This is a genomic window from Arthrobacter sp. TJ-217 (assembly GCF_058269255.1).
On record NZ_JBZCNJ010000009.1, the window covers coordinates 64,268 to 77,276 of the forward strand.

At 68.1% G+C, this 13,009-nt stretch carries 10 protein-coding genes and 1 tRNA gene; 7 read left to right on the forward strand and 4 right to left on the reverse strand.

The features are described 5' to 3' along the window. Window positions 1–31 precede the first annotated feature (31 nt). Both AC4D2R_RS15320 and AC4D2R_RS15325 read right to left on the reverse strand, forming a co-directional pair. The gene (locus AC4D2R_RS15320) at window positions 32–847 is read right to left on the reverse strand and encodes a lysophospholipid acyltransferase family protein (RefSeq protein WP_490940992.1); all 816 of its coding nucleotides are present in this window, start codon (window positions 845–847) and stop codon (window positions 32–34) included. An 88-nt stretch (window positions 848–935) separates the two neighbouring features. Beyond that, window positions 936–1,694: an alpha/beta hydrolase gene (locus tag AC4D2R_RS15325; protein ID WP_490940993.1), complete on the reverse strand. Its 759-nt coding sequence runs from the start codon at window positions 1,692–1,694 to the stop codon at window positions 936–938. A gap of 205 nt (window positions 1,695–1,899) precedes the next feature. Here AC4D2R_RS15325 and AC4D2R_RS15330 point away from each other — a divergent pair, with 205 nt between their 5' ends. The 5 genes from AC4D2R_RS15330 (at window position 1,900) to AC4D2R_RS15350 (ending at window position 8,193) form a co-directional block, all read left to right on the forward strand. Continuing rightward, a complete protein-coding gene (locus AC4D2R_RS15330) occupies window positions 1,900–3,318 on the forward strand; it encodes a YibE/F family protein (protein ID WP_490940994.1) in 1,419 nt (472 codons plus the stop codon). A 222-nt stretch (window positions 3,319–3,540) separates the two neighbouring features. After that, window positions 3,541–4,707: a tRNA dihydrouridine synthase DusB gene (gene dusB, locus AC4D2R_RS15335; protein WP_490903909.1), complete on the forward strand. Its 1,167-nt coding sequence runs from the start codon at window positions 3,541–3,543 to the stop codon at window positions 4,705–4,707. An 87-nt stretch (window positions 4,708–4,794) separates the two neighbouring features. After that, the gene (locus AC4D2R_RS15340; protein WP_490940995.1) at window positions 4,795–6,078 is read left to right on the forward strand and encodes a deoxyguanosinetriphosphate triphosphohydrolase; all 1,284 of its coding nucleotides are present in this window, start codon (window positions 4,795–4,797) and stop codon (window positions 6,076–6,078) included. A 97-nt stretch (window positions 6,079–6,175) separates the two neighbouring features. Beyond that, window positions 6,176–8,065, forward strand: coding sequence for a DNA primase (gene dnaG, locus AC4D2R_RS15345; protein ID WP_490903847.1), 1,890 nt, complete (start codon window positions 6,176–6,178; stop codon window positions 8,063–8,065). A 55-nt stretch (window positions 8,066–8,120) separates the two neighbouring features. Beyond that, a tRNA-Asn gene (locus AC4D2R_RS15350) sits at window positions 8,121–8,193 on the forward strand. A 232-nt stretch (window positions 8,194–8,425) separates the two neighbouring features. On the opposite strand, the gene AC4D2R_RS15355 is transcribed toward AC4D2R_RS15350, so the two are convergent. Then, on the reverse strand, window positions 8,426–9,070 hold the full coding sequence (locus AC4D2R_RS15355; RefSeq protein WP_490940996.1) for a TetR/AcrR family transcriptional regulator: 645 nt from the start codon (window positions 9,068–9,070) through the stop codon (window positions 8,426–8,428). Between the two features lie 123 nt (window positions 9,071–9,193). Between AC4D2R_RS15355 and AC4D2R_RS15360 the strand changes: the two genes are divergently transcribed. Next, a complete protein-coding gene (locus tag AC4D2R_RS15360; RefSeq protein ID WP_490940997.1) occupies window positions 9,194–9,868 on the forward strand; it encodes a hemerythrin domain-containing protein in 675 nt (224 codons plus the stop codon). 69 nt (window positions 9,869–9,937) lie between these two features. Beyond that, window positions 9,938–11,410, forward strand: coding sequence for an SDR family oxidoreductase (locus tag AC4D2R_RS15365; protein WP_490940998.1), 1,473 nt, complete (start codon window positions 9,938–9,940; stop codon window positions 11,408–11,410). 88 nt (window positions 11,411–11,498) lie between these two features. On the opposite strand, the gene AC4D2R_RS15370 is transcribed toward AC4D2R_RS15365, so the two are convergent. Beyond that, entirely contained in the window at window positions 11,499–12,722 is a 1,224-nt protein-coding gene (locus tag AC4D2R_RS15370) for a multidrug effflux MFS transporter (RefSeq protein ID WP_490940999.1), read from the reverse strand. Between the last annotated feature and the right edge of the window lie 287 nt (window positions 12,723–13,009).

Genomic DNA, 13,009 nt, shown 5'->3' on the forward strand with positions numbered 1-13,009 from the left:
GCCGGCGGCCAGGCGGTGGTACACGCCGTGCTCAGCCCCGGCTGTGCCGTCCGGTCGCGGCGTCGTGCTGGTCGGCGGCGATGCGCTCGGTCTCGGTCATCGCCCCGCCGCCAAGATGCGCCGGCTGCCACCAGGCGCCGGGCTCCGGGGTGATTTCAAAGTCCGCAATGCCCCGGTTGATCCCGTCCTGCAGCTCCGCGCGGAGCTTCTCGGTCTCGGCGGCCACATCGGCCTCCGCATTGTGCCAGATCGGCTCGCTGATGTGCACGCGCACAGGGGACCGCCAGGCGCGGCGGAGGGAGAAACCGTGCCCGCGGGTAAGCAGGCGGTGTGAACCCCACACCGACACGGGAATGATCGGCACCCCCGCTTCGGCTGCAAGCCGGACCGGACCGGTCTTCAGCGGGCGCACCGTGAAGCTGCGGCTGACCCCCGCCTCCGGAAGGATTGCGACATACTCACCGGCACGCAGCTTCTGGAGCGCGTCAGCATAGGCCGCGGCACCGGCGCTGCGGTCGGTCACCACATGGCCTAGGGCGTGAACCACGGGGCGGAGGAAGCGGTTGGACGCCGCGGCCTTCGTGATCATGTAGCGCATCTGGATGCGGGCATGGCGCCACAGCACCAGTTCGGCGAAGGCGAAGTCGAGGTAGCCGAAGTGGGTGATTGCCACCACCGCGCCCGTACCCGGAACTGCGCGCCGGGAGCGGCCGGCCGCCGGCTCAGCGGGCAGGAGGTTCTCAGTTCCGCTCACTGCGACGCGCAGCCGCAGCGCCCACCGGAGGAAGAGGCCGGTGCGGACGATGAAGCGGTAAAGCCGGTCATTGGGTTGGAGCTCGCGTGCCATGGTCAAGCACCCCGTTCTGGGTTGGTTATTGGAAAAGCCGCTGCCGGAGGTGGGGCGGGCTGATCGGCGCGGACGTGTCCGGTGGCGGTCACAGCGTGATCCCCAGGGGCTCCTCGTGGTTCAGCAGGGTCTCGGCAAGGCGGAACCGGGCCGGATCCACGGCGGCGCCGGTGTCGGCGGCGAAGGCCCGCACCACGAACGACGCCGTCATTGAATGCCAGAGCCCAACCTTGCGGAACATGAAGTGCCCCGCATTACGAAGCCGCACGTACCGGACCGACGCCGCAATCGGCAGGGCGCGCTCGGCAAACAACAGTGACTGGCGCGCGCTCGTCCACCGGTCGGCATCGCCGTGAACGATCAGCAGGTGCCGCCCGCGCACCTGCTCGACCGGTGTCCTGCTCTCAAGCCACGGGGCGAGCGCCGCCGCTGCACCCACCTGCGGATGATCGGCCGCCAGAAGGGCCACAAGCCCGCCCATCGAGTGGCCCACCAGATACACGGGCACCCCCGGATGTGTTGCGGCAATGCGTTCAAGAGCCCACTGGGCGTCGCGCAGAGCCGACATCTCGGACCCGTTCCAGCCGCGCACCCGGTTCCGCAGCGACCACACGTCAAGGCCCTGCCCGCCCGCCCACCGGTGGAGAAGCTCGGCGAACGGAATCATCCGCGCCGGGCTCAGGTGCCTGCCGCGCACGGGATCGAAGCTGTTCGCCCTTCCCCCGTGAAGGACCAGTGCCACACCCCTGACGGCGCCCCGGGCGCGCCGGACGGTGAGGACCGGTTCAACCGCCGGCCCGGCGGCAAAAGGTGTATAGAAGCCCTGCGTTCTGCTTTTCCGTTTCATCCCCGGCTCCAACCCATTCCTGCCGACCTTCCGTTGGTTTTCTCGTCTGTCACATACTGCTCTCTACCCACTTACCGCGTTTCTAAGCCTAGGAGGCGCATTGCGCGTGTCTACCCTGCGTAGAATCCGTAGCAGCAGCGCGGGCCCGCGGCGGATTCCACGTCCACCGCACCAACACCGCACCGACCACTTTCAAAGGAAGTCCGTGGGCACAAGCCACTCCACCACCGGCAATTCGGAGCCGTCGCCAGCAGCGATTGCCGCGCGGCGCCGGGCGAATGCGCTGCTTGCGGCGATCCTGGTCCCGGTGGGACTGCTCACGATCGTCGGGATGTTCCTGCTGTGGCCCTCGGGGGATGCTTCGACGATCTCCGTGGCCAACCCCTATGCCACAGCCGAGGGCGTCGCCTTCGAGACGGGAACCGTCCAACGCGTTTCGCTTGAGGACTGCCCCTCGTCGCAGCCCACCGTCGACGCCGGCGGCGAGGCGCTCAGCTGCACCGTCGCCTACGCCGCGCCGGACGCCGGAGGCCCGCTCGTGCCGGTCGAGGTGACCCCCGAACTCGCCAAGGCAAGTGCTGTCGGCGTCGGCGACCGCATCCGCTATCTCGACCTTTCCGGGGTGATCCAGGGCGGCTCGGCCCCCTACGTGTTCGTTGACTTCGTGCGCACCGTGCCCATCGCAGCGCTCGCCGTCCTCTATGCCGCCGTCGTGATCGCTGTGGCACGCTGGCGCGGCCTGCGTGCCATCCTCGGTCTGGTGGGGGCCCTGTTCATCCTCGCCCAGTTCATCCTGCCCGGGCTGGTTGAGGGCAAACCTCCGCTGCTGCTCGGGCTTGTCGGCTCGGTCATGATCATGATCGGGGTGCTCTACTTCGCCCACGGGTTCTCGGCAAGGACCTCGACGGCCCTGCTCGGCACTGTCTTCGGCCTGGCCATCACGGCGCTGCTCGCCGCCTGGTCAACCGATACGGCGCACCTGACCGGGGTCGGCGACGAGAACGCCTACACGCTGGTCAATGCCTCGGACCAGCTGTCCATCTCGTCGATCATCCTGTGCGGGCTGATCATCTCCGGCCTCGGCGTGCTCAACGACGTGACGATTACCCAGTCCTCGGCTGTCTGGGAGCTCTACGAACTGGCACCCTCGACGTCGGCCCGGCGCCTGTTCGCCGGCGCAATGCGCATCGGCCGCGACCACATCGCCTCAACCGTCTACACCATCGCCTTTGCCTACGCCGGGGCGGCCCTGCCGGTGCTGATCCTTGTATCCCTCTACGACCGCGCCCTCGTCGACACGCTGACCAGCGGAGAGCTCGCGGAGGAGGTGGTGCGCACGCTCGTCGGATCGATCGGGCTCGTCCTCGCCATCCCGGTCACAACGCTGATCGCCGTGCTCGTGGTGAAGGCCGTCGGCAGCCGCGGCGCGGCAGGCGCCGAACCCGGCCATCCCGGTCACCCGGCCCACCCTGCGCATTCGGCGCATGAGGAGGTCAACGCCACGGTCCTCGCAGCGGAAAACGCCCGCGCCCTCTCGGAAGGGCACACCCTGACCGCCACCGGGCCCGGACCCGATCCCCTTCAGCAGGGCCGGCGGGCGCTGCGGGACCCGCAGCCGCGCTGACCACGCCGGCAGGCTGACCATGCCAACACGCCTGGCCGCGCGGGCGGGCCGGCACATAACGCGGCGGGCCCGCCGGCACGCGCTTAGGGATGCCGGATCCCCCGATTTGCCCGCACTTGCGAGAATGGTTAAGTGACTGCTGTATCAACCCGGACCGCCGGGCCCGCCCCAAGCCCCGCCGACACCATTGACGCCGCCGCAGCCTCCGGCTCCGCCGACACGATGTCAGGGCCGGTGGACCGGCTCGACCTTCCGCCGCTGCGCCTCGGCCCGATCACCGTGGATACCCCGGTGATCCTCGCCCCCATGGCCGGCATTACCAACAAGGCGTTCCGCCGGCTCTGCCGCGAGTACGGCGGCGGACTCTACGTCTCCGAAATGGTGACCTCCCGCGCGCTCGTCGAGCGCAGCCCCGAGTCGCTGCGCATCATCTCCCACGACGACGACGAGAAGGTGCGTTCGGTGCAGCTCTATGGCGTCGACCCCGTCACCGTCGGGGCGGCCGTGCGCATCCTGGTCGAAGAGGACCGCGCCGACCACATCGATCTCAACTTCGGCTGCCCCGTGCCCAAGGTGACCAGGCGCGGCGGGGGAGCGGCCCTGCCCTGGAAGATCGACCTGTTCACCTCCATCGTGCAGACCGCCGTCCGGGAGGCTTCCCGCGGGGGCCTTCCGTTGACGATCAAGATGCGCAAGGGCATCGACGATGACCACCTCACGTTCCTCGAGGCCGGACGCATCGCCCGCGACAGCGGCGTCGCCGCCGTCGCCCTCCACGGCCGGACGGCCTCCCAGTTCTACTCGGGCAAGGCCGACTGGGCCGCCATCGCCGAGCTGCGCAACGCCCTGCCCGACATCCCGGTCCTCGGCAACGGCGATATCTGGAGCGCCGAGGACGCCGTGCGCATGGTCCGCGAGACCGGCGTCGACGGCGTCGTCATCGGACGCGGCTGCCAGGGCCGGCCCTGGCTGTTCGGTGACCTGATGAACGCGTTCGAGGGCAGCGCCGAGCGCCACCGGCCCGGGCTCGGCCAGGTGGCCGAGACCGTGTACCGGCACGCGGAACTGCTCGTCGATGCGTTCGGCAACGAGATGATGGGGCTGCGCGACATCCGCAAGCACATGGCCTGGTACTTCAAGGGTTATGTTGTCGGAGGGGAGCTGCGTGCCAAGCTTGCCACCGTTCCCACCCTGGAGGTGCTGCGCGCACTGCTTGAGGAACTCGATGCCGAATCGCCCTACCCCGGCGCCGACGCGGAAGGCCCGCGCGGGCGGGCAGGCACCCCGAAGAAGACCTCCCTGCCGCAGAACTGGCTCGACTCGCGCCGTCTCGACGACGCGCAGCAGGCCGACATCTCGGCCGCCGAACTCGACGTTTCGGGCGGCTGACCGGCCCGTGGCAGCTCACTCGGCAATCCGGCCCAAAGCAGCTCCGGCCGCGAAGGCACCCCACCCAGCGGAAGGTAGAAAGGTTAGATGAGCTTCCCCCTCGCCCCCCTGACCGACGGATACACCGACGCCGACATGCACCGGTGGGTCGACGAACCGGCCAAGAGCTCGCACCGCTCCGACTTCGAACGCGACCGGGCACGGGTGCTTCACTCGTCGGCCCTCCGGCGGCTCGGAGCCAAAACCCAGGTTGTCGCCCCCGACACCGACGACTTCGTGCGCACCCGGCTCACCCACAGCCTCGAGGTCGCCCAGGTGGGCCGCGAACTCGGCCGCTCGCTGGGCTGCGATCCGGACATCGTCGACGCGGCGTGCCTCGCCCATGACCTCGGCCACCCGCCCTTCGGCCATAACGGGGAGACCGCCCTCAACGACATCGCCCACGGCATCGGCGGCTTCGAGGGCAATGCGCAGACGCTGCGCCTGCTGACCCGCCTCGAACCGAAGATCATCCGCGCCGACGGCACGCCCGCCGGGCTCAACCTGACGCGGGCAAGCCTCGACGCTTCGTGCAAGTACCCGTGGACGGCCGCGGGGGCGCCGGTCCTGAACGGGCACCGGACCTCGAAGTTCGGAGCGTACGAAGATGACCTGCAGGTCTTCTCCTGGCTGAGGGACGGGGCGCCCGAGGGCAGGTCGTGCCTCGAGGCCCAGGTCATGGACCTCGCCGACGACATCTCCTATTCGGTCCACGACGTCGAGGATGCGATCGTGGCAGGACACCTTCAGCTGCGCTGGATGGACAGCCCCGACGCCCGGGCCCGCGTAGTGGGCTACACCCGCCAGTGGTACCTGCCCGGCAGCGACCCTGCGGCCGTGGACGCGGCACTGGCACGACTCGAGAAGACCGCGGTGTGGGTCCGCGAGGCGGACGGCAGCCGGCGCTCAATGGCGGCCCTGAAGAATATGACCAGCCAGCTGATCGGCCGGTTCTGCCTCAGCGCGCTCGCGGCAACCCGGGCCATCTACGGCACCGATCCGCTGACCCGCTACGCGGCGCAGATGGTGGTGCCCGAGGAGACCCTCTTCGAGATCGCCGTCATGAAGGGCCTCGCCACCACCTACGTGATGACGACGGACCAGCGCCAGCCGGTGTATGAGCGCCAGCGGGAGGTGCTCGCCTCCCTCGTCGCCCAGATCGCAGCCAACGGCGAGGCCTACCTCGAGCCTTCCTTCGCGGCCGACTTCCGCGAGGCCGCCGACGACAACGCCCGGCTCAGGGTGGTCATCGACCAGGTCGCCTCCCTCACCGACGGCTCGGCGCTGGCCCTGCACGAGAGGATCGTCGGTCCGGTCCCGTCCCTCTGGTAGCGGGAATCGGCCCAGCCCGCACGCCCGGCCCCTGGTGGTGTTCCACATCTCCCCGGCGGACGGCGGGCGGCAACCGCTGCGGGCTTAGACTGTTTTCATGGCCGGACTCATCAAGCGTGAAGACATCGATGAGGTACGCCAGCGCACCGATATCAAGGAAGTCGTCGACGGGTATGTGACCCTGAAGTCCGCCGGTGTCGGCTCGTGGAAGGGCCTCTGTCCCTTCCATGACGAACGGTCCCCGTCCTTCCACGTGCGCCCCCAGATGGGCTCGTACCACTGCTTCGGCTGCGGCGAGGGCGGCGATGTCATCTCGTTCCTGCAGAAACTCGATCACACCTCCTTCACCGAAACCGTTGAGAAGCTTGCCGCCCGGCTTGGCTATGAACTGCGCTACGAGGACGGCGGCACCGGGCCGCGCAGGGAGGACGTCGGCAAGCGCCAGCGCCTGCTTGACGCCCACAAGATCGCGGCCGAGTTCTACCGGGACCAGCTGCTCACCCAGGGCGCGGCGGCGGGCCGCCAGTTCCTGCAGGAGCGCGGATTCGACCGCGACGCAGCAGCCCACTTCGGCGTCGGCTACGCACCACAGGGCTGGGACACACTCCTGAACCACCTCACCGGGCGCGGGTTCACCTTCGATGAGCTCAAGCTGACCGGAATGTTCAGCGTCGCGTCGAACAACGCCTCACGGCTCTACGACCGCTTCCGTGGCCGCCTGATCTGGCCCATCCGCGACATCACCGGCGACACCGTGGGCTTCGGCGCCCGGAAGCTCTACGAGGAGGACCAAGGGCCCAAGTACCTCAACACCCCTGAAACCTCGCTCTACAAGAAGTCGTCGGTGCTCTACGGCATCGACCTTGCCAAACGCGAGATCGCCAAGACCCGCCAGCTCGTGGTTGTTGAGGGCTACACCGACGTCATGGCCTGCCACCTGGCCGGCGTGGGAACCGCCGTCGCCACGTGCGGCACGGCGTTTGGGGCCGACCACATCAAGATCGCCCGCCGGCTGCTCTCCGATGACGGAACCGGGGGAGAGGTGGTTTTCACGTTCGACGGCGACGAGGCGGGCCAGAAGGCCGCTGTCCGCGCGTTCGAGGAAGACCAGCGGTTCATCGCCCAGACCTACGTCGCCGTCGAGCCAACCGGCGCCGACCCGTGCGACCTGCGGCAGACCCGCGGCGACGACGCCGTCCGCTCGCTCATCGCCGACCGCAGGCCGTTGTTCGAATTCGCGATCAAGGCGTCCTTCGCCAACTTCGACCTCACCACGGGGGAGGGCCAGGTGAAGGCGCTGCGCCACGCCGCGCCGATCGTCGCCCGGATCCGTGACGTGTCCCTGCGCTCGACCTACACCCGGGAGCTCTCCCGGTGGCTCGGAATGCAGTTCGTGGGGGAGGACCAGGTGGCCAGGGCTGTTGCGGCGGCCGCCCGCCGCGAAGGCTCCGCCGGTGCAGAGAAGGCGCGGGGGCCCGTTCCTGCTGCCGACGCCGAGCCCGGGCCGCAGCAGTTTCCCCGGCCCGATCCGCGCGACCCTGTGGGGCGCATGGAACGCGAAGCCCTCGAAGTGGTCCTGCAGCAGCCGGGGCTGCTTGAGCCGGCGCAATGGGAAGGATTCGCGCAGGCGCCGTTCTCCGTGCCCGTCTACGCCGCCCTGCACAGTGCGGTGCTTGCCGCGGGCGATCCCGGAGCGGACACCGCCCAGTGGATCGAGCGGGTGCGCCGGGAAGTCCCCGACGTGCTGCGCCCCATGGTCAGCGAGCTGGCCGTCCGGCCGCTGCCCGCGAAGGATGCCGACGCGATGGTGATCTACTGCCGCGACATCCTCAACCGGCTGGCCGAGCTGCGGATCACCCGCCAGAAGGCCGAGAAACTGGGCCAACTTCAGCGCATGGACCCGAACTCCGATCCCGTGCTCTACAACCAGCTGCAGCGCGATCTGATGGAGCTGGAAATGCAGCGCCGGCAGCTCCGTCCGGACTGATCCAGCGCCAATTTCACTTCACCCCGATTCGTATGTAAAGTTGTACCTGCCGCTTTCCTCCGTAGCTCAATTGGCAGAGCATTCGACTGTTAATCGAAGGGTTACTGGTTCAAGTCCAGTCGGAGGAGCAACGAGGGCCGTTGACGGGATTATCCCCGTCAGCGGCCCTTTTTCATTTGTCCTTTTCGATGCGCCGAGGTCACCGAAGTCCCACCGCCGGGCCGGCTCGCAGGGCCGGCTTCGCGGGTGCTGCTTCATCGGCCCCGCTTCACCGGCGCGGCGGCCGGGTGCCAAACGGCAGGAGCGGGGGACCGCCCTCAGGCGCACTCCCGCAGGCGCGGCAGCGGGCCCCGTGCCGCGCTAGCGCAGTGAGGCGAGTGCGGAGCGGGACAGGGCCGCTTCTGCCTTGTCCCAGCTCCACCGGCGCTCAAGGACCAACGTGCGCCACGCCGCCGGGCCGAACCACAACCACAAGAGGTCCGCTGCCTCTTCGGCGGACAGGTCGGCGCGCATCGCACCGAGGGAGTGGAGGTGCTCGGCCACCTGCGCCAGCAGGGCCAGGTAGGCGGCGGTTGTGCGCCGCCACAGCGCCTCGCCGTGCTCGTGGACCGGAAGCGCCTTGTAAACCGCTTCAAGGGGTACGGCCTGGGTTTCGTTGCCCCTACGGGTGCCGTGTGCGAGCTCCCGAATCACCTCGTCGATTCCGCTGAGGCCGAGGACTTTCTCGACAGTCGCGATTCCGGGAGAGTCGGCGACAGCCCGATCGACGACTTCGTTGAGGATTGCGGCCTTGCTGCCGACACTCGCGTAAACCGTCTTCGACGCGACTCCTGCCGCCGCCGCGATGTCGGCCACCGTGACCCTGGCATATCCGCGCTCGGCGAAGAGCACCGATGCATGGCGCAGGATCGAGGCTTTCGTTTCGGCGGCCCCGCTCTCGCGGTACGGGGAACTGTAGGAGCGCCTGCCGGTTATGCCGGAGGCCGGGGATGGGAGATCGCTCACAAAAGCACTGTACCCCGCTGCTATTCGATAGAATTGTTGTTACCCCAATTAAGGTCCGCCCTGCAGCGGTCCTGCGGCACGCATCGGCCGACCCGTCACATCATCACCTCCTTAGGAGCAGCAATGCAGATCGACCCCTCAGCACCGGCGGACAAGCCGGAAACGGCCCAGATGATCGTCATTCACAAGGCCCTGCGCCGTGAGTTCGCCCTGCTCCCCGGAATCGTCGGGCAGGTCGCGGTCGGCGACACGAACCGCGCCGGGATCGTTGCTGACCACGCGAAGCTCACCCTGCGCTTCCTGCACGAGCACCACGAGAGCGAGGACCGCCTGCTCTGGCCGGTCCTCGAGCAGCGCGTTCCCCTGGAGCAGGCCCTCGTTGAAACAATGGAGGCCCAGCACACGGTTGTCGCGGACCTTATCGCCTCGCTCGAAAGTGAACTGGCGGCGTGGCGCGCCGACGCATCGGCGGCCGGCCGCGACCGCATCCTTCCGCTGCTCACGAGCCTTGACGCGGCGCTCGGAGAGCACCTCGACGCCGAGGAGGCCGACGTGCTGCCGTTGATCCACGAAAACCTGACTGTGGCCGAGTGGGACGCTCCGGTGAAGGATGCGGCCGCAAACATGCCCAAGGACCTCCGTTCCCGCCTGATGCTGGCGGGAATGGTCATCGAGAGCGCGGCCGGCCGGGAGCGTGCCTGGTTCATGAACGAACTTCCCGCTCCGGCGCGGCTGCTGTCGAAGCTGATCGGCATCCGGATGTACAGCAGGTACCTCCGCGCCATCCGCGGAGCCTAGCCCGCGGCTCCGCTCCGGTGGGCGCCGCTGCCCTGCTGCGGCGGGGGAGTCCGGGCGTAGGGTTGATCCATGAACAACGAAGGCAGCGTCATCCTCGTCACCGGAGCCACGGGCTACATCGGTGGACGGCTCGTCTCACGCCTGATCAGCGAGGGCCACAGGGTCCGCGTCGTCGTCCGCTCGCCCCAGAAGCTCAAGGACGTTCCATGGACGGGCAGCGTCGAGATCGTTCAGGGCGACCTGCAGGACGCCGAAACCATGAAGGACGCCTGCCGGGGGGTCGACGCCCTGTACTACCTTGTCCACTCGATGGGATCGGGCAGGGGATTCGAACTCCGCGAGTCGGCGATAGCCTCAACCGTTGCCGAGGCTGCGGCGGCCACCGGGGTGCGCCGGGTCATCTACCTCGGGGGGCTGCATCCCGAGGGCGTCCAGCTCTCGACGCACATGAACTCGCGCACCGAGGTCGGGCGCATCCTGCTCGCGTCGGGCACCCCCACCGTCGCCTTCCAGGCGGGCGTCGTCATCGGTTCAGGGTCGGCATCCTTCGAGATGATCCGCCACCTCGCCGACGTCCTGCCGGTGATGCCCGCTCCCAAGTGGGTGCTGAACCGGATCGAGCCGATTGCCGTCCGGGACGTCATCCACTACCTGATCGGTGCCCTGGCCATCCCCGAGGGAACCAACAGGACCTTCGACCTCGGGTCCCGCGAGGTGCTCACCTACGCCGAAATGATGAACCAGTACGCCGAGGCCGCAGGTCTTCCGCGCCGGAAGATCCTCGCCCTGCCCGTTCTGACACCCCGCCTCGCCGGCCACTGGGTGAACCTCGTGACGCCCATCCCGCGGGTCATGGCCATGCCGCTCATCGAGTCGCTGCAGCACGATGCCATCACCGCCGAACACGACATCGACGGGTTCGTTCCCCTGCCCGAGGGCGGACTGACCGGGTACCGCAAGGCCGTCGACCTGGCCCTCGGGAAAATGCGCAGCGGCGAGGTCGAAACCAGCTGGGCCGGCGCCTCAAGCTCCGACGCGGCAGCCGATCCGCTGCCGTCCGACCCCCAGTGGGCCGGGCATACCGTGTTCACGGACCTGCAGACCTACCGCTCGTCTGCTCCTGCCGAAACGCTCTGGAGCGTGGTCGAAGGGATCGGCGGCGACAACGGATGGTACTCCTGGCCGGTCGCCTGGGCCGCCCGCGGCTGGATGGACAAGCTCGTCGGCGGCGTAGGCCTCCGCAGGGGCCGCCGGGACGCCGACGAGCTCCTCACCGGCGAGGCGCTCGATTTCTGGCGCGTCGAGGAGCTGGTCCGGGGTGAGCGCCTGCGGCTGCGGGCCGAGATGAAGGTGCCCGGCAGGGCCTGGCTGGAACTCAGCGTCGAGCCCGACGGCGCCGGGAGTACCTACCGCCAGCGTGCCGTGTTCTTCCCCCGGGGGCTCTCGGGCAGGCTGTACTGGCTCGCGGTGCTTCCGTTCCACAATTTCATCTTCAAGCCGATGGCCCGGAACATCGCGAAGGCTGCCGAAGCAAGGGTGTAAGCCTTCGCACGTCCCTTCCCGCACGTGCGCGCACAGATCTGCCGCGGCCGCCCCGCGCGGCGCAGCGGTGGCCGGCCCTGCCGCCGCGCTACTGGAGCGGCGGGACGCGGCGCGGGCGCACCACGGTCCACAGGACCACGATGGCCAGGGCGATACACCCTGCCATAACCTGTGCCATGGGCGTTGCGCTGTCGATGCCCATCAGGCCGACAAGCGGCGAGATGGCTCCGGCAAGGCCGAAGGTGACTGCACCGAGCAGGGAGGCCGCCGTTCCGGCCTGCGCCCCGTGGTTGGCCAGGGCGAGCACCTGGACGCAGGGGAACATGAAGCCCGTGGCAAGGATGTAGAACCACAGCGGCACGGCGGTTCCCCACAGCCCAAAACCGAGCTGGTCGAAGGTGATGATGAGCAGCGCCATCAGGAGCATGACCGCCGTGGCGCAGGCGATCACCCACTGCGGCCCCACCCTGCGGAGACTCCGCGCACTGATCTGCACCCCGGCAACGATGCCCAGCGAATTGACGCCGAAAAGCAAACCGAACTGCTGCTCGCTGAATCCGTAAAGATTTTGGAAGAGGAATGGTGAAGCCGAAAGGTAGGAGAAAAGCCCCGAAAAGTTCAGTCCTCCCACCAGCAGCACACCAAGAAAGATCCTGTCGGTGAGTACTGCGCGGTAGCGCTGCAACGCCGTCGACCCGGAACTCTTTCGCCTGTCGGCAGGCAGAGTTTCACGGATAAAAACGGATACCGCAATGATGACGAGGATTCCGTAGGCCGCGAGGAACCAGAAGACGCCGGGCCAAGCCGTGACAAGCAGCAGCTGCGCCCCAATGACCGGCGCGAAAATAGGCGCCATGCCGTTGATCAGCGCCAGGTAGGAGAACATCCGCACCAGCGTGTAACCGCTGAACAGGTCGCGCACCATGGCCGAAGCCACAACGCCGCCGCCGGCCGCGCCGATGCCCTGGAGGACTCGGTACACCATGAGCATTTCAATGTCGGTCGACATTGCCGCCCCGAACGAGGCGAGCACGTGCACCGACGTGGAGACGATCAGGGGGATTCGACGACCCACCTTGTCGCTCAACGGGCCAACCACGAGCTGGCCGGCGGCAAGTCCGATGATCGTTCCGGTCAACGTCAGCTGAACGGCCGCCTCAGTAACACCGAAATCGCGCTGCAGCGATGGGAAGGCCGGAAGGTAGAGGTCGATCGTGAACGGCGCAAGCGCAGTCAATGCGCCGAGGATGACGACGTAAAGCAGTTTTTCCCTGCGCGAGAGGGTGTCACCGGGGGAGGTCAGGGTGGTCAAAGCGTACCTATCGTGCCAGGGGCGAGCGGGGTCGGTGTCGGAGCCCCGGGTTCTTCAGCAGCGCCATTCCAAGCAACGCTATTCCACCGGGGGTATCGAGCGGTAGGGTGGCGCCGCACTGCGCCGTTTGATGAAGCGCGCACCGTGACACACACGGAGAACGCCGAAAGCGGTGCTCTTAGTTGCCGGAGCAAACCACTAGTATCTTAGTTTGCCTGAGTCCGTTCCGCCGCGCTAAGCAGGCTTCCCATTACCGTAGGGTGGTGGGGGTCGGGGAAATACCGGCT

Bases quoted from the DNA above. Each gene is read 5' to 3' on its own strand.
- AC4D2R_RS15320 (WP_490940992.1), bottom strand. From the start codon at position 847: ATGGCACGCGAGCTCCAACCCAATGACCGGCTTTACCGCTTCATCGTC.
- AC4D2R_RS15325 (WP_490940993.1), bottom strand. From the start codon at position 1,694: ATGAAACGGAAAAGCAGAACGCAGGGCTTCTATACACCTTTTGCCGCC.
- dusB (WP_490903909.1), top strand. From the start codon at position 3,541: ATGTCAGGGCCGGTGGACCGGCTCGACCTTCCGCCGCTGCGCCTCGGC.
- AC4D2R_RS15340 (WP_490940995.1), top strand. From the start codon at position 4,795: ATGAGCTTCCCCCTCGCCCCCCTGACCGACGGATACACCGACGCCGAC.
- dnaG (WP_490903847.1), top strand. From the start codon at position 6,176: ATGGCCGGACTCATCAAGCGTGAAGACATCGATGAGGTACGCCAGCGC.
- AC4D2R_RS15360 (WP_490940997.1), top strand. From the start codon at position 9,194: ATGCAGATCGACCCCTCAGCACCGGCGGACAAGCCGGAAACGGCCCAG.
- AC4D2R_RS15365 (WP_490940998.1), top strand. From the start codon at position 9,938: ATGAACAACGAAGGCAGCGTCATCCTCGTCACCGGAGCCACGGGCTAC.